Source organism: Acinetobacter sp. YH01006, assembly GCF_013420445.1.
In the GTDB taxonomy this organism is placed as follows: Bacteria; Pseudomonadota; Gammaproteobacteria; order Pseudomonadales; family Moraxellaceae; genus Acinetobacter; species Acinetobacter pseudolwoffii.
The window spans coordinates 20184-43445 of the sequence record NZ_VOYB01000010.1 but is presented as its reverse complement, the minus strand read 5'-3'; the positions used below and the strand labels follow the sequence as shown (position 1 = coordinate 43445).

Annotated in this window: 20 protein-coding genes; 6 read left to right on the top strand and 14 right to left on the bottom strand. The window is 45.5% G+C overall.

Annotated elements, in window-relative coordinates; translation table 11 throughout:
• The first annotated feature begins 28 nt into the window (after nucleotides 1-28).
• Nucleotides 29-448 carry a VOC family protein gene (locus FTT73_RS09985; protein ID WP_180077512.1) on the top strand — a complete coding sequence of 140 codons (420 nt, stop codon included), beginning with the start codon at nucleotides 29-31 and terminating at the stop codon, nucleotides 446-448.
• Here the strand turns inward: FTT73_RS09985 and FTT73_RS09980 are convergent.
• The gene (locus tag FTT73_RS09980; RefSeq protein ID WP_257232873.1) at nucleotides 445-1683 is read right to left on the bottom strand and encodes a dicarboxylate/amino acid:cation symporter; all 1239 of its coding nucleotides are present in this window, start codon (nucleotides 1681-1683) and stop codon (nucleotides 445-447) included. The two genes, FTT73_RS09985 and FTT73_RS09980, sit on opposite strands and share 4 nt — an antisense overlap.
• 176 nt (nucleotides 1684-1859) lie before the next feature.
• Nucleotides 1860-2732 carry an acyl-CoA thioesterase II gene (locus tag FTT73_RS09975; protein WP_005094170.1) on the bottom strand — a complete coding sequence of 291 codons (873 nt, stop codon included), beginning with the start codon at nucleotides 2730-2732 and terminating at the stop codon, nucleotides 1860-1862.
• A 285-nt stretch (nucleotides 2733-3017) separates the two neighbouring features.
• Between FTT73_RS09975 and plsB the strand changes: the two genes are divergently transcribed.
• Nucleotides 3018-5585 (top strand): glycerol-3-phosphate 1-O-acyltransferase PlsB, encoded by a 2568-nt coding sequence (gene plsB, locus FTT73_RS09970; RefSeq protein WP_180191370.1) that lies wholly within the window; start codon nucleotides 3018-3020, stop codon nucleotides 5583-5585.
• A gap of 137 nt (nucleotides 5586-5722) precedes the next feature.
• Here plsB and FTT73_RS09965 read toward each other — a convergent pair whose 3' ends face one another.
• The gene (locus FTT73_RS09965) at nucleotides 5723-6538 is read right to left on the bottom strand and encodes an NAD-dependent epimerase/dehydratase family protein (protein ID WP_180191369.1); all 816 of its coding nucleotides are present in this window, start codon (nucleotides 6536-6538) and stop codon (nucleotides 5723-5725) included.
• 33 nt (nucleotides 6539-6571) lie between these two features.
• On the opposite strand from FTT73_RS09965, the gene recG reads away from it, so the two are divergent.
• Together recG and FTT73_RS09955 are read left to right on the top strand one after the other, a co-directional pair.
• Nucleotides 6572-8617 carry an ATP-dependent DNA helicase RecG gene (gene recG / locus FTT73_RS09960; RefSeq protein WP_100329358.1) on the top strand — a complete coding sequence of 682 codons (2046 nt, stop codon included), beginning with the start codon at nucleotides 6572-6574 and terminating at the stop codon, nucleotides 8615-8617.
• On the top strand, nucleotides 8604-9239 hold the full coding sequence (locus tag FTT73_RS09955; protein WP_100357825.1) for a ComF family protein: 636 nt from the start codon (nucleotides 8604-8606) through the stop codon (nucleotides 9237-9239). The genes recG and FTT73_RS09955 overlap by 14 nt, the downstream gene beginning before the upstream one ends.
• 3 nt (nucleotides 9240-9242) lie before the next feature.
• Here FTT73_RS09955 and FTT73_RS09950 read toward each other — a convergent pair whose 3' ends face one another.
• Together FTT73_RS09950 and FTT73_RS09945 are read right to left on the bottom strand one after the other, a co-directional pair.
• Nucleotides 9243-9644, bottom strand: coding sequence for an NUDIX domain-containing protein (locus FTT73_RS09950; protein ID WP_005094183.1), 402 nt, complete (start codon nucleotides 9642-9644; stop codon nucleotides 9243-9245).
• 31 nt (nucleotides 9645-9675) lie between these two features.
• Entirely contained in the window at nucleotides 9676-10266 is a 591-nt protein-coding gene (locus FTT73_RS09945) for a TIGR00730 family Rossman fold protein (protein WP_005094184.1), read from the bottom strand.
• A 152-nt stretch (nucleotides 10267-10418) separates the two neighbouring features.
• On the opposite strand from FTT73_RS09945, the gene FTT73_RS09940 reads away from it, so the two are divergent.
• Nucleotides 10419-11432 carry a CorA family divalent cation transporter gene (locus FTT73_RS09940; RefSeq protein ID WP_005168743.1) on the top strand — a complete coding sequence of 338 codons (1014 nt, stop codon included), beginning with the start codon at nucleotides 10419-10421 and terminating at the stop codon, nucleotides 11430-11432.
• Between the two features lie 325 nt (nucleotides 11433-11757).
• Here the strand turns inward: FTT73_RS09940 and FTT73_RS09935 are convergent, their stop codons facing one another.
• From FTT73_RS09935 to dxs, 8 genes are all read right to left on the bottom strand, one after another.
• Nucleotides 11758-12048, bottom strand: coding sequence for an STAS domain-containing protein (locus FTT73_RS09935; RefSeq protein WP_005168745.1), 291 nt, complete (start codon nucleotides 12046-12048; stop codon nucleotides 11758-11760).
• Between the two features lie 15 nt (nucleotides 12049-12063).
• The gene (locus FTT73_RS09930) at nucleotides 12064-12711 is read right to left on the bottom strand and encodes an ABC transporter substrate-binding protein (RefSeq protein ID WP_180191368.1); all 648 of its coding nucleotides are present in this window, start codon (nucleotides 12709-12711) and stop codon (nucleotides 12064-12066) included.
• 18 nt (nucleotides 12712-12729) lie between these two features.
• Entirely contained in the window at nucleotides 12730-13407 is a 678-nt protein-coding gene (locus tag FTT73_RS09925; protein WP_005094188.1) for an outer membrane lipid asymmetry maintenance protein MlaD, read from the bottom strand.
• Nucleotides 13407-14186 (bottom strand): lipid asymmetry maintenance ABC transporter permease subunit MlaE, encoded by a 780-nt coding sequence (gene mlaE, locus FTT73_RS09920; protein WP_100355139.1) that lies wholly within the window; start codon nucleotides 14184-14186, stop codon nucleotides 13407-13409. Before mlaE ends, FTT73_RS09925 begins: the two co-directional genes overlap by 1 nt.
• Nucleotides 14183-15001 carry an ABC transporter ATP-binding protein gene (locus FTT73_RS09915; RefSeq protein ID WP_005094190.1) on the bottom strand — a complete coding sequence of 273 codons (819 nt, stop codon included), beginning with the start codon at nucleotides 14999-15001 and terminating at the stop codon, nucleotides 14183-14185. Before FTT73_RS09915 ends, mlaE begins: the two co-directional genes overlap by 4 nt.
• 406 nt (nucleotides 15002-15407) lie before the next feature.
• Nucleotides 15408-17300: a DEAD/DEAH box helicase gene (locus tag FTT73_RS09910; RefSeq protein WP_180077521.1), complete on the bottom strand. Its 1893-nt coding sequence runs from the start codon at nucleotides 17298-17300 to the stop codon at nucleotides 15408-15410.
• Nucleotides 17301-17850: 550 nt separating this feature from the next.
• Nucleotides 17851-18681 (bottom strand): inositol monophosphatase family protein, encoded by an 831-nt coding sequence (locus FTT73_RS09905; protein WP_034608351.1) that lies wholly within the window; start codon nucleotides 18679-18681, stop codon nucleotides 17851-17853.
• A 114-nt stretch (nucleotides 18682-18795) separates the two neighbouring features.
• Entirely contained in the window at nucleotides 18796-20706 is a 1911-nt protein-coding gene (gene dxs, locus FTT73_RS09900; RefSeq protein ID WP_180191367.1) for a 1-deoxy-D-xylulose-5-phosphate synthase, read from the bottom strand.
• Nucleotides 20707-21015: 309 nt separating this feature from the next.
• Between dxs and ribA the strand changes: the two genes are divergently transcribed.
• A complete protein-coding gene (gene ribA / locus FTT73_RS09895; protein WP_005094196.1) occupies nucleotides 21016-21618 on the top strand; it encodes a GTP cyclohydrolase II in 603 nt (200 codons plus the stop codon).
• 150 nt (nucleotides 21619-21768) lie between these two features.
• Here the strand turns inward: ribA and hemN are convergent, their stop codons facing one another.
• On the bottom strand, nucleotides 21769-23142 hold the full coding sequence (gene hemN, locus FTT73_RS09890; protein WP_180191366.1) for an oxygen-independent coproporphyrinogen III oxidase: 1374 nt from the start codon (nucleotides 23140-23142) through the stop codon (nucleotides 21769-21771).
• Between the last annotated feature and the right edge of the window lie 120 nt (nucleotides 23143-23262).

The window sequence follows — 23262 nt, the reverse complement described above, 5'->3', positions numbered from 1 at the left end:
TTGTTCAACTGTAGATCAGGAAAACATTATGAAACCCTCTATCTCTGTCATCACTCTGGCGGTACAGGATCTAGAGCAATCATTGCAATTTTATTGTGAAGGTTTAGGTTTTAGCAGTGATGGAATTATTGGTCAGGAATTTGAGTATGGAGCGGTGGCTTTTATTCAACTGCAATCCGGCCTTCAGCTTGCCTTATGGCCACAGCATAGCCTGCAGCAAGATACCGGTCTTGCCTTGAGTCCGATCTGCCCCACGCAAATGGCACTGGGGCATCATGTATTTAGCCCCTTAGAGGTTGACCAGATCATGGCGCTGGCTGAACGTGCGGGCGCTAAAATTATCAAAGCTGCACACACCACCTTTTATGGCGGATATGCTGGTTATTTTCAGGATCCCAATGGTCATCTCTGGGAAATTGTCTGGAATCCGGACTTAGATAAAGATTAAGCCGGCGCTTCAGGTTCACGGGTATGCCGGTCTACCACCACACTGATCATCATATCGCCCTGCACATTCACCACGGTACGTACCGTATCCAGTAAACGGTCGATCGGCAATAAAATCGCAATCGCCTCGGCAGGCAATCCCACAGATTGCAACACCATAATCATGGTGACCATGCCAGCGCTTGGAATCCCAGGTGCGCCTAAGGATGCAATCATTGCCGTGGCACAGACCACCAGCTGTTGCCCTAAACTCAGATCCAGTCCCATTAAATTGGCAATAAACAAGGCTGCTGCTGCTTCATAGAGTGCTGTACCATCCATATTCAGCTGTGTTCCCAGTGGAATCACAAAACCTGCCGTATGCGGACGTACGCCCAGATTTTCCTGCGCACATTTCATTGACAGTGGCATGGTGGCCGAACTGGAACTGGTGGCAAATGCGGTAATTAAAGCAGCGCGTGTGCCTTTAAAGAACGTGATCGGATCCATCTTGCCAAAAATCCACAGCAATAAAGGCAATACCACGATGCCATGGAAAATGGTGGTTCCAGTGACCACGGCCGCAAATTCAGCCAGACGACTGAGTACCGAAATATCCTCAGTCGCGATCAGCTTGGCCAATAAAGCAAAAATACCGAAAGGTGCCAGTTTCATCACCCAGCCAATCATCAACATCATGATTTCAAAAAACTGGTGACTCAACTTGCGCACGGTACGGAATTTATCTCCGCCTGCGACCAGTGCCACACCGACAAACAAGGCAAAGACCACCACCGCCAGGACATTGCCATCTGAAAATGCCTTAAACGGATTGATCAGGGTATTTTGGATAAAATTGGTAAAGAAAGAAGATGGCGTTAAGGTGTCCGGAGTCTGATGCTGCGCCATGGCATCCTGGAACATCAGTACATCGACACCCTTGCCGACATCAAACAGATGTGCACAGGCCAGACCTAAAATGAGTGCCAAAGTCGTTGTGGTCACACAGCACATCAGGGTGATTTTCCAGGTGCGATTCAGTTGTCCGCCTGCCTGTAGATTAGATACCCCGACCACAATCGACGTAAAAATTAGCGGAACCAACAGCATTTTTAATAAGCCGATAAAAACACTGCTGACGATACCAATGCCGTATAAACTGACATCAAAAAATGAGGTCTGCGGAAATATTGTGAGTAAAAATCCAAACAGCACCCCCAATACGGCGGCAATTAAAATTTGCGTATTTAAGCTCATCTTTTCATGCATTTTAATATAGATCTTAAGCGGCACTATGCCATGCCGATTCTACAGAATCGAGTAATATTTTATAAACGCGTGCCTAGAACAAGATCTCAAATAATGATTGTTCTGCGGATTAAAAACAAAAAAACCGAATCTGGGATTCGGCTTTTTGAGCAAAAATATAAAAATTATTGGGTTTCGATTTCACGTAAGCGGATCAGCCCTTCCTGCGTGGTACTACAGACCAGTTCGCCATTCTGCCACATCCGTCCAAAATTCAGACCACGCGAACTGGCACTCTGGGTGGCATCCATGTCATATAGCATCCATTCATCGGCACGAAATGGCTTATGGAAGTACATGGCATGGTCAATACTGGCACATTGCAGGCTTGGCGAAATATAGCTCAGACCATGTGGACGCAGTGCCGTGGTCATCAAGGTAAAGTCTGAATAGAAAGCGGCAATGGCCTGATGCAAAGAAATCTGATCCACTTCTGCAGCAATTCGGTCATGCGTGCGGATATAGTGCGCATAAGACGGCGCTTCCGGTTGCGGCTGAAACGGATTTTGCGGATTGATCGGGCGAATCTCGACATGACGATCACGGGTGAAGGACGCACGGACATTTTCCGGAATAAACTCAATCATTTGTTTGATCAGTTCTGCTTCATTTTTCAGGCTTTCTGCTGGCGGATATTCCGGCTCTGAAATCTGGTAATTGAGACCTTCTTCCTGATGCGCAAAAGACACCATACACATAAAAATAGTGCGACCATGCTGAATTGCACGTACTTGACGGCTGACAAAGCTCTTGCCGTCACGGATACGATCCACTTCATAAATAATCGGTGCATTGACATCTCCACCAAACAGAAAATAGGCATGTAACGAGTGTGCCGGACGGTCTGTGGTATAAGACGCAGCGCGGAGTGCCTGCCCTAAAACCTGCCCACCAAACACGCGCTTGCCCACCAGATTACGGCTGATTCCCCGAAAAATGTTTTCTTCTAACTTTTCCAAGCTGAGCAGCTCGACCAGTTCCTGTGTTAAGGCATTCATAAGCAACCTACGTAATATTGGAGATATCCCAAAAATGGAAAAACAGATCTAAATAATTAATCTGGAATATTCTGCCACAAAATCAGACCGAAACTCTAAAGATTGCATGACTGTTCTGTCATACTGATGTCATAAGTGACTAGGAAAAGCATCTGCTTTCACGCTAAAATTAGAGCACTTCTGTTGAAGTTGTTAAAAAAAGATATATGGTTTCGCTTTGGAAACCCGCAAAAATAAATCCCCTCAGAAGTCCTGTGGTTTTGGTCAGTAAAATTAGGAGCAGCTATGTCCAAGAATGGCTTTGGTCAAATGTATCGCAAGCTTTCAAGTAAGCTACTTGATCTTGTGGTTACCCCTCATGTTCTTGGGGAAGTACCAAGTGAAGTGACAGCACCTGAACCTGATCAGACTGCAACAGAATCGCGAAAGCTGGTCTGCTACGTTTTACAGAACCATTCGCGTAGTAATGCGCTGGTCGTCGATGCAGAAACCCGCCGTTTAAAGTTGCCAGCTGCGCTCGATCCAATGCAACTGGGCAATAGTAAGGAAAAAGCTTCGCTGCTGTTTTTACAGCATCATGATGAAAATAACCTGCTCAGCTCACCGCCGCATGCGTTTCCGCCGCGCCTGTTACGCCTGATTGAAATCCTGGAACAACATCCTGAACTAGATGTGGAATTGGTACCAGTCACGGTGCTTTGGGGACGTGAACCTGAAAAAGAAGATTCCTGGTTCAAACTGCTATTTACCGATACCTGGTCTACGCCAAGCCGGGTCAAGCAACTGGTCAATATCGGTCTGCATGGCCGTCAGTCTTATTTAGAGTTTCACGAACCCCAGTCTTTACGTGCCATGATTGAGCATGCCAAAAAAACGCATCCAAATTCAGCACCAGCGACTTATATTGTTAGCACTTTAAATGATTATCTGGATGGGCAGCGCGAAGTGATTCTCGGGCCGGATCTGTCCGATCGCCGTAATGTCATGCACGGTTTAATCAAATCGCCAGATGTACAGGCTGCGATTCGCAATGACAGTATTCGCAGTAAAATCTCGATGCTGGAATCTGAACGTCGTGCCATTGGTTATCTGAACGAAATCGTTTCCGATTATTCTCATTCGACTGTACGTTTTGCCGATAAAGCTCTGACCCGCTTATGGACGCAACTCTATGACGGCGTAGAAGTACATAATTTCAGTACCGTGCGTGAACTGGCCAAAGATTATGAGATTGTCTATACCCCATGTCACCGCAGTCACATCGACTATTTGTTATTGTCTTATGTGATCTATCGTCGTGGCTTGATGGTGCCGTATATCGCTGCGGGCGATAACCTGAACATGCCTTTTGTGGGTCAGATTTTACGTGGTGGCGGTGCCTTCTTTATCCGCCGTACTTTCCGTGGCAATGCGCTCTATACCACAGTCTTTAAAGAATATTTATATAGCGTTCTATCACGCAATACCCCACTGGAATACTTTATCGAAGGTGGTCGTTCACGTACTGGTCGTTTGCTACCACCTAAAACTGGGATGCTGGCGATGACCGTGCATGGTCATTTACGCGGCAAAGCCAAACCAATTGTCTTTGTACCGACCTATATCGGTTATGAACGCCTGATGGAAGGCGGCACTTATGTCGGTGAGATGAGCGGCAAGCCGAAAGAAGCCGAATCTATTTTTGGTATTGTCAAAACCCTGCGCAAAATTGAACGCATTTTCGGTAAAGTGCATCTGAATTTTGGTGAGCCGGTATTTCTGGATGACATCCTGAAACAGCATGGCGCAGAAAATATTAAAATTGAAAAGAACGATGATCCAATTCCACAAGCAGTTTCTGATGCAGTAAACAGCTCTGCGCAAGCGATTCTGGAAAATATCAACCGTGCAGTGGTGATCAATCCGGTATCGCTATTATCGTTGATCCTGTTGGCGACACCGAAACATACGCTGGATGAAGAAATCTGTATCAAGCAGCTGGATACTTATCGTACCCTGCTGGCGGCATTACCTTATGATGAACGGATGGAAGTTACACCGCTTTCAGGCAAAGAAATTATTGCCTATGCAATGAAGCTGAAACTGATCAAGCGGGTAAAACATGTGCTGGGCGATATCATTGCCATTGAAGATAATCAGGCAGTTTTGCTGACTTATTTCCGTAACAATATCGTGCATTCCTTTGTGCTTCCGTCATTGATTGCAGCACTGGCTGAACACAATGGAACGATTCGCCGTGATGATGTCGTCAACATCAGCAGCACCCTGTACCCATTCCTAAAAGCAGAGCTGTTTTTAAAATGGCGTGAAGATGAGATTCAGGATCAAGTCAATGCGCATATTGATAACTTGATTTCTGCCAAACTGATCACGCAAGATGGTGAAAATCTGCTTGCTCCGGCACCCAATACTGAAGTCCATCATCAGCTCGAAGTTCTGGCTGCACCAGTGACTCAAAGTCTGGAACGTTATTACATGACTTTGGCACTGATTACCCAACGTGGTTCAGGCAACATTTCGACCCGTCAGGTTGAAGAATTGAGCTATCTGGTTGGTCAGCGTTTATCAGTTCTATACGAATTCAATTCGCCAGAATTCTTCGACAAAGCCCTGTTCCAGAGCTTTATTAAAGTCTTAACCCAAAAAGGTTATCTGTGTACCAATGAAGACAATGCCATTGTTTTTGATGAGCAGCTGACCAACGTGGCGCAATATGCAGATCTGGTACTGGATGAAGTGAAATTACAGATGCTGCATCACATCACCGCCTTTACCGATGAAGAACTCAAAGAAGCACTTGATGCAGTTGCGGCTGAACAAGCCAAGAAACGCGCCAAGCGCAAAAAGAAGTAAAGCTTTTATTCTCTCTCTTTCAAGAGATGGGAAGCAATGCTTCATAAGGGGATGAGGGGGAATTTAAAATCCTTCCCCTTCTCCCCAGCTCTCTCCTACAAGGAACGGGAATTTAATCCTCCCTTTTTAAAGGGAGGTTAGGAGGGATTACTTTTCCTCATTAGTTCCAAATAATCCTCAAAACAATCTGTATGCTTTAATTCAAATCCTGTTTTTTGCATCCGAGTGGCATAGAGCTTTTTACCGGTGACCTGCTTGTTCTCAACTTCGAGTAAAGGCAGCCCCATCTGCTGCTGAAACCATTGCAAGACTTCATGTAAAAGCTGTGGCTGGTTATTGCTCACAATATAAGAAGACTCAGGATGTTCCACGTGAATCATCTGTGACAAGAAACGTGATAAATCTTCGATATGAATCCGGTTTGACCAGTGCAGATTTGGATAGCTGGTCATAGATACTGCCATTTTTTGTAAGCGCTCTACCGATGTTCCATAAATTCCACTTGGGCGAATAATTGTACATTGCTCAGGATAAGCCGCTAAATAGGCCTGCTCCATCTGATACAGGATTTCTCCTTGTGCATCATTGGGCTGTAGAGGCGTTTCATCATTGATATTTTCTCCAGCATTTTGCCCATAGACCCGTGTCGATGACACCACCACAATCCGCTGCACTGGATGCTGTTTCAAGGCAGTCACAATCGGCTGAACTGAATCCAGATAGGTGTACTGATAGCCTTCAACCGTACTTTGTTTTGGACTAAGCAATACATAGACCCAATCAATCGGTGTGACTGTCGTTAAATTCAGTTTATGCACATCTTGAATCAGATGAGTTGCAAAGGAATCTGTTTTGGGACTTGAGCTAATTGTGCTAATTTGATGACCTTGCTCAAATAGTTGTTTAGCAACACGCCGGGATGTTTTACCATAACCGATAAATAGAATATGCATTGAGCACCGAATCACGAATCTGGTTGAGGGGACATGGCTGCAGTCCATCAGTTACAAGGCGTTGGCAATGCCGCCGCTGCATTACTTGAAAAATTAAATATCTTCAATACTGATGATTTGCTTTTTCATCTACCACGTGACTATGAAGACCGTAGCACGATCATTCCCATGAATCAATTGAGCGTGGGGCGTAGCTATTTGCTCGAAGGTATCGTCAAAGGTGTGGATTTCCCGCCGGGTAAACGCAAGTCCATGGCTGTATTACTGGATGATGACTGCGGTAAAGTCACTTTGCGTTTTTATCATATTTATAAAGGCATCACCGATCGCTGCAAGCTCGGTCACCGTTTAAGAATTTTTGGTGAAGTCCGGGTCGGTGCGCGCGGTCTGGAAATGTATCATCCCGAACTGCAAGTCATTACTGAAGATACCCCGCTACCGCAAACCCAACTTACCGCGATTTATCCTGCCACTGAAGGTCTGACCCAGCCAAAAATACGCGATTATATTCAGCAGGCTTTGGCTCAGTATAGCGATCATCTGCCTGAACTGCTGCCAGCAAAATTTAGCAATGGTTATGCGTTAAAACAGGCACTGGAATATATCCATCATCCGCCAGTCAATGCCAATATGTTGCAACTGGCACAAGGTTCGCATCCCGCACAGCAACGCCTGATCTTTGAAGAACTGGTGGCGCATCAGATCAGTTTATTGACCCGGCGTGCCTTTATTCAGCAGGTTGAAGCCCCTTCATTTGCACCGAGTAAAACCTATGCCAAACAGCTTCTGGCCAGTCTGGCTTTTGAAATGACCGGTGCGCAAAAACGTGTATCCAAAGAAATCGCACAAGATTTAAAAGCCAATAAACCGATGTTACGTCTGGTACAAGGCGATGTCGGTGCCGGCAAAACATTGGTGGCCGGTGTCGCAGCCTGTCATGCCCTGGAAGAAAGCTGGCAAGTGGCGTTGATGGCCCCTACCGAAATTCTGGCCGAGCAGCATTATCTCAACTTTAAACGCTGGTTTGAGCCACTAGGTCTTAATATCGCTTGGCTGTCCGGCAAGCAAAAAGGCAAAGCCCGCGCCGCAGCGGAACAGCTGATTCGGGACGGGAGCGCCCATCTGGTGATTGGCACCCACGCCCTGTTTCAGGAGAATGTCGAGTTTGCCAAACTCGGTCTGGTGATTATTGATGAGCAACACCGCTTTGGAGTCGATCAACGTCTTGCACTCAGAAATAAAGGTCTGGATGGCATGTCCCCGCATCAGCTGGTGATGACCGCAACCCCGATTCCCCGCACCTTGGCCATGTCGGCTTATGGTGATCTGGATACCTCGGTGATTGACGAGCTGCCACCGGGTCGTACCCCGATTCAAACGGTGACCATTCCACTGGATCGGCGTGAACAAGTTCTGCAACGTATTGCGACGAATTGCGCTGAAGGCAAACAGGCCTATTGGGTCTGTACCTTGGTGGAGCAATCCGAAACTTTAGATGCCCAGGCCGCGGAAGCCACTTTTGCCGAAATTCGGGAACGCTTTCCTGCGCTGAATATCGGTCTGGTACATGGCAAAATGAAAGCCGATGAAAAACAGGCGGTGATGCAGCAATTTAAGAATAATGAATTACAGCTACTCATTGCCACCACCGTAATTGAGGTCGGGGTCGATGTACCCAACGCTTCCATTATGGTGATTGAAAATGCCGAACGTTTAGGCCTGTCACAGCTACATCAGCTACGTGGTCGGGTTGGCCGTGGTGCCAAAGCCAGTTTCTGCGCCCTGCTATACAAGCATCCACTATCGCAAAACGGTCAGGAACGCTTAAGAATCATGCGTGAAACCAATGATGGTTTTATGATTGCCGAGAAAGATCTGGAATTGCGTGGGCCGGGTGAATTACTGGGGACTAAACAAACCGGCGATATGAATTTCCGCGTGGCCAAACTTGAACGCGATGATCACCTGCTCAATCAGGCACATTATGTGGCGCAGCAAATTTTAAAAGATTATCCAGATCAGGCTGAGGCGTTATTACAACGCTGGCTACCGGAAGCACCGCGTTATGCCTATGTTTAAATTACTGGCACAGGGAATCTCCAAGCTGAATACGCTTCAGCCCTGCCAGTTGTGTCAGACTGATTATCAGAGCATTTATTCAGTCTGTCAGGATTGCTGGCAGCAGTTGCCGTGGATACATCAAACCATTCAGCGTCAGGAAATGCAGTTTCAGATTGCCTGCGATTATGCCTACCCAATGGATCGGTTGATTCAGCTGTTTAAATATGAACAGAAGCTGCATCTGCAAAATTTACTGGCCGGTACGCTGTTGAGTTTAGAGCTACCCAAAGTCAGTGCAATAGTCCCGATGCCGATCTCGACTGAACGCCTGGCCGAACGCGGTTATAATCAATCTCTGGTGCTGGCCAAGCATGTGGCGAAAAAATTGAATGTTCCCATCTGGCAACCTGTTAGCCGGCTGAAACAGCATTCACAAAAAGGCTTAAGCCGTCTGGAAAGAATCGAAGATATCCAGTCGCAATTTCAGATCAGTACACCGTCTAATATTCGTTACCGACGCGTGCTGATTATTGATGATGTGGTGACAACCGGCAGTTCGATTCGGGCACTGAGCCAAACACTTGAACAATTGGGTTGTCAAAAAATTTATGCAGCCTGTCTGGCAGGCGCGCAAATCTAAAATTTAAGCTTGGGCGAGCAAATGTGACTTCACCCACGGAATCACAATTTCAGTCGTTAAGGGCGCCAGCAAGACCTCTTTTTCATCCAGATCAACCCATTTCATTTCAGCGATTTCTGCTTCAATTTTAGGTGCTTGATCGAGCCTTACCCAATAGACATAACTCACCAGTTGATGATCAGGTTCATTGGCAGTCTGGGTTTCAAAACGGCCAATGAATTGCTGAATCTGGGCTTGTGTGCCAATTTCTTCCTGAATTTCACGCAACATGGTGGCTTCCGGGGTTTCATTTGGCTCCAGCTTGCCACCGACCTGCATAAAGCAGGATGTTCCTTGCTTGCGAACCACCAGCAGTTGCTGCGCTTCATTTAAAATAATGGCTGCAGCCACCGTAATCACTTTCATTTATTTTCTACAATTGCGTATTCTAGATAACTTATTTTACAAGGTCGGTCTGATCAACCATACCCCATTTGGCTTCAGGCGGCTGATAACTTTCGAATTGGCGCAAAATATCGTCCAGATCATCACTGATAATCAAAGCCTCAGTGAAACGTGATTTAGTAAAACCCTTCTCCGTGGTCATACGGATGAATTTAATCAGGTCATCATAAAAACCATCGGTATTGAGAAAAGCACAAGGCTTCTGATGAATCCCCAATTGTGCCCAAGTCCATTGTTCAGAAATCTCTTCCAGTGTTCCTGCACCACCGGGAATGGCAATAAATCCCTGAGCCAGTTCCGACATCCGGGTTTTACGCTCATGCATATTATCCACCACATACAGCTCGGTAATATGTGGATGTGCCAGCTCACGATTGACCAGCTGTCTTGGAATTACGCCAATCACCTTACCGCCCGCCGCCAAGGCACTATCAGCCACAATACCCATTAAGCCAGAACGACCTCCTCCATAAACCAGCGTTTGCTGTCGTGCCGCCAGAGTCTGACCGACTTTTTCGGCAACCTGCGTATAAAGAGGATCCGAGCCAAGCGCTGAACCACAAAAAATTGCGATAGAATTCATCATTTCACTCTCCAATTGACGCTATATTGTACGAAATCGCGGCAAGCACGCTTTTTACCAAAATAACTGCTTAATATCAGTGTTTTTATTCAATTCCTTGTCTAAAATACACCCATTCCAATTCACATACTGCGCCCGGGAGAAAAGACAGCATGCTTGAAGCCTTTTACGCCACAGAGCGCGGTAGCTTAGAAGATATCACGATTAATGGTGATTTCGACCTGCATCCAGATTTAGTCTGGCTTGATCTGATTGCACCTTCACAGGAAGAGCAGCAATGGATTTTAGATGCCTACGAGCAAAATTTACCGACCTTAAAATCGCTGGAAGATATTTCCTCGAGTGCCCGATTTTACCGTGATGATGACGGTATTTTGCATATCAGCACCTATTTTTTAACCAAGAATAAAAACTATCAGGTCGAAAACGAACACGAAGATGAATCCAGTATGTTGGCAACAGTACAAACCGTTGCATTCATTCTGCACAAGGATCGTCTGTTTACTTTGCGTGGTGAAAAACTGGTGGCTTTTCGCGCCTTTCGTGCTCGCGCGCGCCGCAATGATTATGAAATCGATTATAAAGATCCGACCTGGATTTTATTGGGCTTACTCGAAGCCAAGCTGGATGAGCTGGCCGATATTCTGGAAGATGTGCATAAAGATTTAGAGAAATATTCAACTGAAGTGTTGAATAACCGCCATCGTGAACAGATTCTGGATCTGGATGACATGATTACCCGCTTGGCGCAACTTGAAGATATGTTGGGTAAAGCGCAACTGTGTTTAATCGATTTACGCCGCGTCCTGACCTTCCTGTCGCGTCCACGCGCCTTGGGCAGTCATATTTATGATGCGGATATTCGAGAACTGAGTGAAGATGTGCGCTCGCTGGTCGAGCATGATGCTTTCTTGTTCCAGAAAGTACGTTTCCTGCTCGATACCACGTCCGGATTCATTAACACTGAGCAGAACGATACCATTCGTCGATTCTCGATTCTGCCGAGTATGCTTGCGCCACCAATGCTGATTGCCAGTATTTACGGTATGAACACCGAAGTGCTGCCCTTTGCACAAGGCACCATGAGTTTCATCATGGTCAGTATTATTTTAATTGGCTTCCTGATTGGCCCATTGATTTACTTTAGATGGAAGAAGTGGATCTAGAATCCCTCCTAACCTCCCTTTTGAAAAGGGAGAGATGTTTCCTGTCAGGGAGAGGTTTTTTTATTAGATATCCCTTTCTAAGTCTCACTTGCTCTTTAATTAAAGTGAAGCGCAAGAAATGCCTGTATTTAATTCATATTTATTTAATCCCTCTTCAACTTCTCTTTAAAAAGTGAAGAAAATGGTTAGGGAGGATTTTTACACCCCTCTCTCTAACTCTCTCCCTGAGGCAGAGAGGACGTGCAATCCATATTTAGATCTATTTGATTTGAATGATTTCTTAAAATTTGATCACAATAAAAAAGCACCTTTCGGTGCTTTTCTTTTACTGAACGATGTTTAAATCATCCTGCAAATGGCTGGCCTGAATGATATTCATCATTTTAGCAGGAACAGCTTTAAACTGTAGCCCTTGAGCCTGAGGAGTCTGGCGCAGCCAGCGCACCAACACTGCCAAAGCCAAAGTACTGCCACTTTCAAGCTCAGCCAGATTAACCACAAGTGGAAACTTGCTTTGTGACTGGATCACACGCAGACCATTTAAGTAATAGTCCTGTGCATTGTCATAGTCAATCTTGCCTGAAACCTGTAGTTCCTGATCATTGAATGTAATCACGGCTCACCTGTTTGATTATTTCTTGTCGATTGCAGCTTCTGCATCCGGTTTAAAGTTAGCAATTGCTTTATCAATATTACCGCCATTACGTTTTACCGTCGCAGCAAACTGGTTACGGAACTGCAAACCCAGGTCAATACCCGATACGTTGATATTGCGGATTTTCCATTGTGAACCCTTGTCCACCAGCTGGAATGCTACTGGAATTTTCTCGCCCTTGTTATTAAAGTCGATGGTCACGACAGGGTTTTTGCTGTTGCTGGCCTTGTAAGGACGCACGCTATAAGTCTGATTACTGAACTTGGCAAAGGAAGAACCATAGTTTTCAATTAAGGTTTCACGGAAATTCTTTTCAAACTGCGCACGCTGTGCCGCCGTACTATATTGGTTCGTGGCATATGTGCCCATCACAATACGTGTGAAAGATTGAGAATCAATATACGGATCCAGATTCTGGCGCACAATGCTTTTGACCAAAGCTGGATTTGATTGCAGTTTTGCATTGTCAGCTTTGAGGCGCTCAATTAAACCATCTGCTACTTTTTTAATAAAAGCAGGTGGTGCTTCAGACGGTGCAGCAAACACTGTACCAGCAAACACTGTACCAGCAACCATTGTTGAAAGAATGCTTACTGCAAGCGTTTGTTTTACTAAAGTCTTCACTGAATTCTCCTCAATCTATTATTCAACAAATGCAGGTTCTGCATCTGTTGTTTCTGAAACTGTCGTCTGTTCCGATGTAGTTTCTTGACTATCTGACGATTTGCCAGCACCACCGGTAATAAATTTCGTCACCAAATCTTCAATTTCCATAGTGCCTTGGGTATTGGCAATCTGATCGCCGCGTTGCAAATAGCTCAGGCCACCACCTGGAATAATTTTCAGGTACTTTTCACCCAATAAGCCATTGGTCGCTACCATAATATAAGCATCTTCATCAATATTGGTGATGGATTTCATGTTAGCTAACAGTTGTTTTTCCATGTCTTTTTGTTGCGCAGGTGTCGCTGCTTCATAGTCCGAGCTGTAGCGTAACTCGTCCAGAGCTTCCTCCTGAACTTGCTTTAATTGTTCAGCATTAAACGAGGTCAATGAGCCATCTAAAGTCATATGTACGGTTGCCAGACGCGTTACAGGATCCAGGGTAATCTCATCGACCTGTCCCACTTTCACCCCGCTTAAAGCGACTTTGGCACGTGGCTTGATGCCATTCACATTTTCAAAAGTTGCCGTCATTTTATAGCTGTCGGAAATATTGCTGCCGACCAGACCACTGACACGCATCGCTAAAAAGAATAAGGCAATACCAAATAAAATAACAAAAACACCAACGGCCAGCTCACTAGTACGTGATTTCATTAAACACCTCCGAACATGACCGCAGTCAACACAAAATCAAAGCCTAAAACGCACAGTGAAGAATACACGACTGTACGCGTTGTAGAAGTTGCAATACCTTCCGATGTTGGTACACAGGCATAGCCTTGATATACCGCAATCCAGGTACACATTAATGCGAATACAAAACTTTTAATAATAGTGCCATTCAAGACATCTTTATAGAATTGCACGCTGCTTTCCATGCCGCTCCAATAAGCGCCTTCATCAGCCCCCAAAAAGTCTACACCGACCATTTTACCGCCCATAATTCCGACTGCGGCAAAGATCACCGAAAGCATGGGCAAGCTGAAAATCCCCGCCCAGAGACGTGGCGAAATCACCCGTTTTAAGGGATCCACCCCGATCATCTCCATACTGGACAATTGTTCAGTGGCTTTCATCAGACCAATTTCTGCGGTCAAAGCCGAACCGGCACGTCCTGCAAACAGCAAAGCCGCGACCACAGGTGCTAATTCACGCAGCAAGGTCAACGCCACCGCTGTACCAAGCATGGATTCACTGCCAAAGGTCGACAGAATACTGAACATCTGCAAGCCAAGCACGGCACCAATAAACAGACCAGAAACCACAATAATCAGCAGCGACAATACCCCGACCCGATACATCTGATAAATAAATAGTCTTAGCCCAAGCCAGGTCGGCATGGAAAATAAGATCTGCAACAGCATCAGGGTTGCGACCCCAATCCCCTGTACACGTTCAATAACGCGTCTACCTAATGCGGCAATTGCATTCATGAACGTACCTCATCACTTAAATAAGCCCGATGACTAAACTGATAATCGACTGGACCTTCCACCGAACCCGTCAGGAATTGCTGCACAAAAGTTGAAGGATGCACTTTTAGCTCTGCCGGTGTCCCCTCGCCCTGGATCTTGCCTTCTGCCACAATATAAATGTAATCAGCAATGGATAAGGTTTCTGTCACATCATGCGAGACAATAATCGTGGTCAGATCCAGTGCTTCACGCAATGAACGGATCAGGCGAGTCAATACCCCCATCACAATCGGATCTTGTCCGGCAAAGGGTTCATCGTACATGATCAGTTCAGGGTCCAGCGCAATCGCCCGGGCCAAAGCCACACGTCGGTTCATACCACCAGACAGTTCCGATGGCATCATTTGCTCTGCACCGCGCAAGCCGACGGATTCCAGTTTCAATGCCACGATTTCCTTAATTAGATGTTCTGGCAGTTTGGTATGGGCCCGAATTGGAAACGCGACATTTTCATACACGCTCATATCGGTAAACAAAGCACCGCTCTGAAATAGCATACCCATCCGTGCACGTGCTGAAAAAAGTTCGGAACGTGACATCGAGGCAATATCTTTGCCATCCAATAAGACCTGACCATGCTCAGGCGTCAGCTGCCCACCGATCAATCTTAATAAGGTAGTTTTACCAGTTCCGGATGGCCCCATAATGGCGGTAATCTGCCCACGACGAATATTTAAACTCACGTCGTCATAAATCACGCGCTCGCCTCGTTTGAAGCTCAAATTCTTGACTTCAATCAAAGACTGAGTATCTCGCGCTGTTTGATTTTTCATAGCTGAGTTTATTCCTACATTTTTTCAGCATGCATACTATAAAGGAACGAAGTTCAAAATGTTAGCAGTTGAAAAAGGTGGGTGAATATCATAAAAAGATGACAATAATTGATTATTTCGTGTTTTTTATAATAAAAATATGTACTTAGGCTTAAAATGACTAGATTGATTAATTAAAAACACTGTATAAATAATAGATAATATTACATAAAATCAAAGTCAATGCGATATATGGCATATGCACCTCTATCAATTGAGATCGAGCAGCTAAACTTTTCATATTAATAATTATCATAACCCTGACAAAATATGAATTAGTAGACATTTTACGTTAAAAAGCAAAAAACTCAATGCATAAAAAAACCGGTATTTCTACCGGTTTTTTTATCTTCATCTAGCGACTCTATTAGTCGTTAAATTTACGACGTGGACGATCTTCACCACCGAACGAACGTTCACCACGTGGTTTGTCATCAAAGTTGCGACGTACTGGACGATCACCGAAATCACGTTTTGGACGGTCATCACCGAATGAACGCGCTGGACGATCACCGAAACCACCTTCACGACGTGGAGCAGGACGATCACCAAAATCACGTTTTGGACGATCACCATAACCGCCTTCACGAGCTGGCTTGTAATCTACACGGTTGCCACGGTTGTCATCATTAGAGCGAGGACGGTCACCAAAACCACCTTCACGACGCGGAGCTGCACGATCACCGAAGTCACGCTTTGGACGGTCATCAAACGAACGTTGTGGACGGTCGCCAAAACCACCTTCACGACGCGGAGCTGGACGATCACCGAAGTCACGCTTTGGACGGTCATCAAACGAACGTTGTGGACGGTCGCCAAAACCACCTTCACGACGTGGCGCTGGACGATCACCGAAGTCACGACGTGGACGATCTTCGCCAAATGCCGGACGTTCGCCACGTGGTTTGTCATCGAAGCTACGACGTGGACGATCATCACCGCCTTCACGACGTTTGAAGTTGCTTTCGCCTTCAAAACGACGACCACCGCCAAAACCACCACGACCGCCATCACCACGACCGCCATCACGACGACCGCCGCCATCACGACCACGACCACGGCCAGCGCCATCACGGCTACCACGTGCAGGAGGTGGAGATGGCTCAAGACCCTCGATTTCAGATACGTTTAGACGCGCATCAAGGAAGTCTTCCAAAGCACGGATCTTGCCACGCTCACGGTAAGTTGCAAGTGTAATGGCTTTACCAGTACGACCGGCACGACCTGTACGACCAATACGGTGTACATAGTCTTCGTTCTTCATTGGAAGACCGAAGTTAATTACGTGTGAAATGGTTGGTACGTCAAGACCACGAGCAGCAACGTCAGTTGCAACTAAGATCTTCGCACGACCTTCACGGATGCTGCGTAAACGGCGGTTACGTACAGTTTGTGGCATAGCACCGTGTAGCGCTACAACTGATAGGCCTGCTTCAGCAAGTTCTTCAGCCAGCATATCTGTGTCTTCTTGAGTTGACGCAAATACAACTGCTTGATCAACGTCTTCTTCGTTCAACCAGTGAGTAAGAAGTTTTTTCTTGTGCTCGAAACCGTCAGTCCAATGCAAAGTCTGAGTAATATCAGTATTTGTAGAGTGACCAGTTTCAATCGAAATACGCAGTGGATCATTCATCATGCGTTCTGCAAGTGTAATGATACGTGGTGCAAACGTCGCAGAGAACATTAGAGTTTGTTTACGGTTTGCAGCCAACTCACCAATTGCTTCTAAGTCTTCAGAGAAACCGAGGTCAAGCATACGGTCAGCTTCATCGACGATTAACGCGTCAACTTTATCAAGCTTGATTTGACGACGATTCACCAAGTCAAGTAGACGGCCTGGAGTTGCAACAACAACTTGCGCGCCTTTTAACTGTTGAATTTGCTTACCGAAAGGCATACCGCCCATGATTGCAGCAATACGAACACCTTTCATGTGACGTACAAATGCAATTGCGTCTTGACATACCTGTTGTGCCAATTCACGAGTCGGTGAAATCACCAGAATATTCGGTTGAGTAACCGCTTTCATACGGTCTTTAAATGGTACTAATGTATCTTGGCTTGCCAACGCATTTAAGGTAGGAAGCAAGAAAGCAGCAGTTTTACCAGAACCTGTTTGGCTTGACACAAGAAGGTCTTTACCTTCAAGTGCAGCTGGAATCGCTTGTTCTTGTACAGGAGTTGGAGTAGTAAAGCCTAAAGCATCGAGAGCCTGGGTTAGAGATTCGTCGAGGGAAAAATCAGCAAAAGTTTTGCTCATAGAGAGTATTCACCCTGAAGTGGGTGCTCCATTTAATAAATAACAATTATGGACATCGGCAAAAAGCGGCACAGCAAATAATGCTGAAAATATTAGGATTCAGCAGCGATCCGAGTAACGACGATGTGGATATAACGCACGCATGATTACGGCCGCAAACCTGAAGGAATCGCTTAAGCGATTGGGGCGCGAAGGATATGTCCTCTCTATGGACAGCACGCGCATACAATGATTAGAAGATAGTGTTCAGGTAAAGAACAGAAATTAAGTGCGTGGCGAAATTATAGCAGAATAATCAACAATGTCATTAAGTTTTAAAACTAATTTGCTCTGTCTATAATTTATATATTAATTTCATACACTTAAATATGAATAAAAAATGTAACAACCGGTATAAAAAGGCAGTTTTCGCCAATTCACTTGATATTTCCAATATTCATATCATGTTAGAAATATACTCTACCTCCCTTCTTAACTATTTTACTGCTCTAAAAAAGGCATCCCGAAGGATGCCTTTTCTGAAAATTAGATATATTTCATCTAAACCCGATTATTTTGCTGCTTCACCCCAAGCAGGAACAACTGCTTGCATTAAAGGTTTAAGCATTTTCATTGAACAAGCCAAAACTTGACCATTTTCCATAGAGTCGCTACCACCACGTGCATCAACTACAGTACCGCCTGCTTCTTTCACGATCAATTCGCCCGCTGCGATATCCCAAGGTTTTAAACCAAGTTCGAAGTAAGCATCAAAACGGCCTGCAGCAACATAGGCTAAATCCAATGCCGCAGAACCTGAACGACGATATTGCGCGCCAGCTTCAGTCACGTTTAACAAACTTTGAAAATGGTTCTTGGCATAAGATACAACTTCGCCATTACGTTTAGCACGGTAAGCGTGACCAACAGCCATAAAGGTATTTTCCAGACTGTCTTTGACATTCACACGAATACGACGCTGGTTCATCATGGCACCACGACCACGACTGGCAGAGAATAGCTCATCTTTCACCGGGTCATAAATCACCCCGTGTTGAGTAATGCCTTTGTGCTGAACTGCGATAGAGATACAGAAATGCGGGAAACCGTTAATGAAGTTTAAAGTACCATCCAGTGGATCGATCACCCAACACCAATCGGCGTCGTGACCATTACCTTCCTGATAGCCAAACTCTTCACCAAGGAAACTGTGATTTTTATAGCTTTTACGTAGGGTATCGATGGTCAACTGCTCCAAATAACGATCTACACGCGTTACTGGACCATCAATTCCTTTTTCTTCGACTTGTAGATCGAGTTTATGACGATTCTGATGCGCTTTTAAAAGCTCTTGACCAACTAACTGAGCCGCACGCGCAGCCATCACCACCATAGGTTCCATTGAACACCCACTACAAATTTAAAGAAACTGATAAAGAATAATGCATAAAAGCCCCGATATCTTAGCAAATATCAGGGCTTTTTTGGAGAAAATGTGTCTAAAATTTTTAAGAACTTATGACAAAACGCTTTGCCCCAAGGCTGACCAGGCTTGATTCATTGATTTTTCAATACCTTGCGCATCCAATCCGGCCTGCTGCAACATTTGTGCATGCGTGGCCTGAGCCATAAACGTGTCGTCTAAACCAAGATTCAGCAGCGGTTTCACAATCTGTGCTTCTGCCAGATATTCATTCACAGCACTACCCGCACCGCCCATCACGGCATGTTCTTCTACTGTCACAAACAGACTGGTGCTTGATGCCAGATCATCCAGCATTTGCGTATCAAGAGGTTTGATAAAACGCATGTTCACAACACGCACACCAATCTCATGTTTCACTGCAAAGGCTTCAGCGGCGTCGACTGCGGCCTGTACCCGGCTGCCAAAAGCCAGCACAGAAATATATTCGTCACACTGCGCATTAAAGCTGGCGACAATTTCCGCCTGACCGATTGGAATTTCAAGCATCTTTTGCTGGATATCCACCCCTAAGCCATTACCACGTGGATAACGCACAGCTGCCGGCCCAGGATATAAATAAGCGGTATGCAGCATTTGACGACATTCATTTTCGTCTTTTGGTGCCATGATCACGATATTCGGGATCGTCCGCATATAGGCATAGTCATAGGCACCGGCATGGGTCGGGCCATCTTCACCGACCAGACCAGCACGATCAACACCGAAGGTCACATCCAGATTTTGTAAGGCCACATCGTGTACCAGCTGGTCATAACCACGTTGCAGGAAGGTCGAATAAATTGCCACGACCGGCTTTAAGCCTTCACAGGCCATGCCCGCAGCCAGCGTCACGGCATGCTGCTCTGCAATCGCGACATCGAAAAAACGTTCCGGATATTCTTTGGCAAACTGCACCATACCTGAGCCTTCGCACATGGCCGGTGTAATCGCGAGCAAGCGCGAGTCCTGTGCTGCTTCATCGCAGAGCCACTGTCCAAATACATCCGAATATTTCGGTGCAGTCTTGGCAGCGGTAATGGCATTAAGCTTGCTAATCGCGTGATATTTGATTTGATCCGATTCGGCCGGCGCAAAGCCCTTGCCCTTTTTAGTATAGATATGAATCAGACGTGGGCCTGTACGCTTTTTCAGCGCTTTAAATACATGCACCAGTTGTTTGACATCATGACCATCATAAGGGCCAAAATAGTCAAAGCCGATGGCTTTAAACAGGTTATCTGCGGCATCAGTCGCGGCACAGTGCAAGCGTGAGTTATACAGCCACTCCGGATACGGCTGTACGTAAGCTTCACCTTCCTCGGTAATATTAACGAATTCACCGCGCTCCCAGATCGCCGCCAGATGCTTGGCAAAACCGCCAGTACTGCAAGAAATCGACATGTCATTGTCGTTCAGCACCACCATCAGATCGGCATTGTGCGCAACGGCATCGTTCAAGGCTTCAAAGGCCATACCCGCCGTCATGGCGCCATCGCCAATAATCGATACCACTTCACATGGCTTGTTCTGGTAGCGACGTGCCAAGGCCATGCCCAGACCAGCAGAAATTGCCGTCGAAGAATGCCCTACCCCAAAGGTATCAAATTCAGATTCTTCACGTGCTGGAAAGGCTGCCAGACCATCTTTGGCCCGGATAGTGGTGAGCTGTTCACGACGGCCGGTCAATGCCTTATGCGGATAGGCCTGATGCCCCACATCCCAGATCAGACGGTCATGTGGAGTATTGAAGCAATAGTGCAGAGCCACCGTAAGCTCAATAACACCGAGGTTTGCACCAAAATGTCCACCACTTTGCCCGGCAGCATACAAAATGAATTGACGTAACTCATCTGCCACCTGTACTAGCTGGCTTTGCTCGAGTAAACGTAGTTGCTCAGGATGATTGATCGTATCCAGCAACGGTGTTACAGGGCGTTGAGTAGGGATTTCTGTATACAGCATATTATGGCAAAGCCTTCTAAAGCCTGGCAAATCTAAAGCTAGGTCAATGGGGAGTACCCGATCATATAGCTGAATTGTAGCAGCTTCAATTCAGCTACGCTTCTAGCGATGCAATATTAAACAATGATCTCATCGGGGTGAAAAAATCGCAGGCTACGATTATCCTGAATAATCTTACTATTTATCAACTATTATCGTCTGCTTTATACAAAAAAGAAAATCTAATACAGAATTTCGACTTTGCAATTCTACCAATGTTCAATCATTACGCTATACTTTAGCCACTTTCAGGATTTAACGGGTTCAGCTGTGCCAATCGAATTTGTCGCAACGTCAAGATTACCTACCGCTCACGGTGAATTTAAAATTACTGTATTTCAAGACCCTAAGACTGGCGAAGAACATGTCGCTCTTTCCAAAGGACTTGAAGAAGTTTCTGACGAGCCAGTCGTGGTTCGTGTACATTCTGAATGTTTAACCGGTGATGCCTTTGCTTCACTGAAATGTGACTGTGGCCCGCAATTGCAGGCGACTTTAAAGCTGATCAATGAGTTAGGTCGCGGGGCGATTCTGTATTTGCGTCAGGAAGGACGCGGTATTGGCCTGACCAACAAGATTCGTGCCTATGCCCTGCAAGATCAGGGACATGATACGGTCGATGCCAATTTAATGCTTAATCTGCCGGCTGATGCACGTCAATATGACATGTGCAGCATTATGCTGGATCATTTGCAGGTCAAAGCGGTACGTCTGGTGACCAACAATCCTTTAAAAATTGAAGCTTTAAAAGCCCAAGGGATTAATGTGGTCGATCGGGTGCCCCTCACCGTCGGCTTAAATCCGTTTAATGAGCAATATCTCAAAACCAAACATGAACGTATGGCGCATCTTTATCAGAAGGATGATTTTTAAATCCTCCCCTTAATAAATCCCTCCAAACCTCCCTTTCTTGCGCTTCGACTTAAAGCAATGCTTAAGTCTTGCTCAGGGAGGCTTTTCCTTCTTTCAAAAAGAGGAGAAAACTCCCTCCTTTCTTAAAGGAGGGCTGGGGTGGATTAAGTGTTAAATCGTCATCGAAAAAATCCGGTTCTCGGGCATGCGTCGCTTTAAACGTAAATCAAAAGCCATACAAATATTACGTACAAATGGTTTCCCTTTCTCCAAAATCGTGACTGATGAGTCTGTCATTTGAATCAAACCATCCTGTGCCATTTCTTCAAGCTGCACCAAGACCTGACCAATTTCAGGGAAAAATAGTTCGGGTTTTTCCCATGAGGTACTAAAGCTGCACATCAAATTCAGAATATGCTGACGAATAATCAAATCTTCCTGACTTAATAGATGCCCTTTAAATACCGGAATTTCATTACGGGCTAAACACGCATAATATTCTTCAATGGTTTTCACATTCTGGGCAAAGCTGTACCAGCTATCACTGATCGAAGAAATTCCTAAACCGATCATCACTTGAGTTTTAGAGGCGGTATATCCCATAAAATTGCGGTGTAATGTTCCAGCTTGAAAGGACTGGTACATGCCATCTGTATCTAAAGCAAAATGATCCATGCCAATTTCATGATAGCCATACGCCAGCAGTTTCTTTTTAGCCGCTTCATAACATTCACGTTTGATCGCATCTTTGGGTACATCAGCATCTTTAAACCCGCGCTGGCCATTGCCTTTAATCCAAGGCACATGTGCATAGCTATATAAAGCCAAACGATCCGGCAGAAGTGAATTGGTTTGCTCAATGGTGTTTAAGACATCGTCCAGATGCTGAAAAGGCAGGCCAAACACCAAGTCATGCGAAATCGACTCATAGCCAATTTCACGCGCCCATTCGGTTACCTGTTTGACATGTTCATAGGGCTGAATCCGGTGAATGGCTTTTTGCACGGTTTCATTATAATCCTGCACCCCATAACTGACCCGGCGAAAGCCCAGATCATACAAGCCTTGTAAATGCTCACGCGTGGTATTGTTCGGATGCCCTTCAAAACTGAATTCATGCACAGGCGCTATGTCTGCTTTGGCCAAAATACCTTGAATCAGTTGAGTCAAATGCTCAACAGAAAAGAAAGTCGGTGTTCCCCCGCCCAAATGAATTTCTTTAATCATTGGCTTATCTTTCAGCAACTCACAATACAAATCCCATTCTTTCAGCACTGCCTGAATATAGGGCTGTTCCATTTCATGTTTTTTCGTGACTCGCTTATGACACCCGCAAAAAGTGCACAGGCTTTCGCAAAATGGCAGATGGATATACAGGCTGATGCCTTCACTTTGATTGGATTCAGTAAAGGATTTTTTCAGCGTTTGCTTCCATTGTTCCAGTGAGAAATTCTGCTCTTCCCAATATGGAACGGTCGGATAACTGGTATAGCGGGGACCGGGAACATTATATTTTTGAATCAGGGAATTGACCTGTACCGACATGACACCCACCTATTACCATCGAGAAATGCCCAAACCCATGAGCGCTTGCAAGTTATTGTGCGGAGCTTGAAAAAAGAATTCAACCTAGCCATTTGGTCGGATTTAATGCCCCATTCTGTC

Bases quoted from the DNA above. Each gene is read 5' to 3' on its own strand.
- FTT73_RS09985 (WP_180077512.1), top strand. From the start codon at position 29: ATGAAACCCTCTATCTCTGTCATCACTCTGGCGGTACAGGATCTAGAG.
- FTT73_RS09980 (WP_257232873.1), bottom strand. From the start codon at position 1,683: ATGAGCTTAAATACGCAAATTTTAATTGCCGCCGTATTGGGGGTGCTG.
- FTT73_RS09975 (WP_005094170.1), bottom strand. From the start codon at position 2,732: ATGAATGCCTTAACACAGGAACTGGTCGAGCTGCTCAGCTTGGAAAAG.
- plsB (WP_180191370.1), top strand. From the start codon at position 3,018: ATGTCCAAGAATGGCTTTGGTCAAATGTATCGCAAGCTTTCAAGTAAG.
- FTT73_RS09965 (WP_180191369.1), bottom strand. From the start codon at position 6,538: ATGCATATTCTATTTATCGGTTATGGTAAAACATCCCGGCGTGTTGCT.
- recG (WP_100329358.1), top strand. From the start codon at position 6,572: ATGGCTGCAGTCCATCAGTTACAAGGCGTTGGCAATGCCGCCGCTGCA.
- FTT73_RS09955 (WP_100357825.1), top strand. From the start codon at position 8,604: ATGCCTATGTTTAAATTACTGGCACAGGGAATCTCCAAGCTGAATACG.
- FTT73_RS09950 (WP_005094183.1), bottom strand. From the start codon at position 9,644: ATGAAAGTGATTACGGTGGCTGCAGCCATTATTTTAAATGAAGCGCAG.
- FTT73_RS09945 (WP_005094184.1), bottom strand. From the start codon at position 10,266: ATGAATTCTATCGCAATTTTTTGTGGTTCAGCGCTTGGCTCGGATCCT.
- FTT73_RS09940 (WP_005168743.1), top strand. From the start codon at position 10,419: ATGCTTGAAGCCTTTTACGCCACAGAGCGCGGTAGCTTAGAAGATATC.
- FTT73_RS09925 (WP_005094188.1), bottom strand. From the start codon at position 13,407: ATGAAATCACGTACTAGTGAGCTGGCCGTTGGTGTTTTTGTTATTTTA.
- mlaE (WP_100355139.1), bottom strand. From the start codon at position 14,186: ATGAATGCAATTGCCGCATTAGGTAGACGCGTTATTGAACGTGTACAG.
- FTT73_RS09915 (WP_005094190.1), bottom strand. From the start codon at position 15,001: ATGAAAAATCAAACAGCGCGAGATACTCAGTCTTTGATTGAAGTCAAG.
- FTT73_RS09910 (WP_180077521.1), bottom strand. From the start codon at position 17,300: ATGAGCAAAACTTTTGCTGATTTTTCCCTCGACGAATCTCTAACCCAG.
- FTT73_RS09905 (WP_034608351.1), bottom strand. From the start codon at position 18,681: ATGGAACCTATGGTGGTGATGGCTGCGCGTGCGGCTCAGTTAGTTGGT.
- dxs (WP_180191367.1), bottom strand. From the start codon at position 20,706: ATGCTGTATACAGAAATCCCTACTCAACGCCCTGTAACACCGTTGCTG.
- hemN (WP_180191366.1), bottom strand. From the start codon at position 23,142: ATGTCGGTACAGGTCAATTCCCTGATTCAAAAATATAATGTTCCCGGT.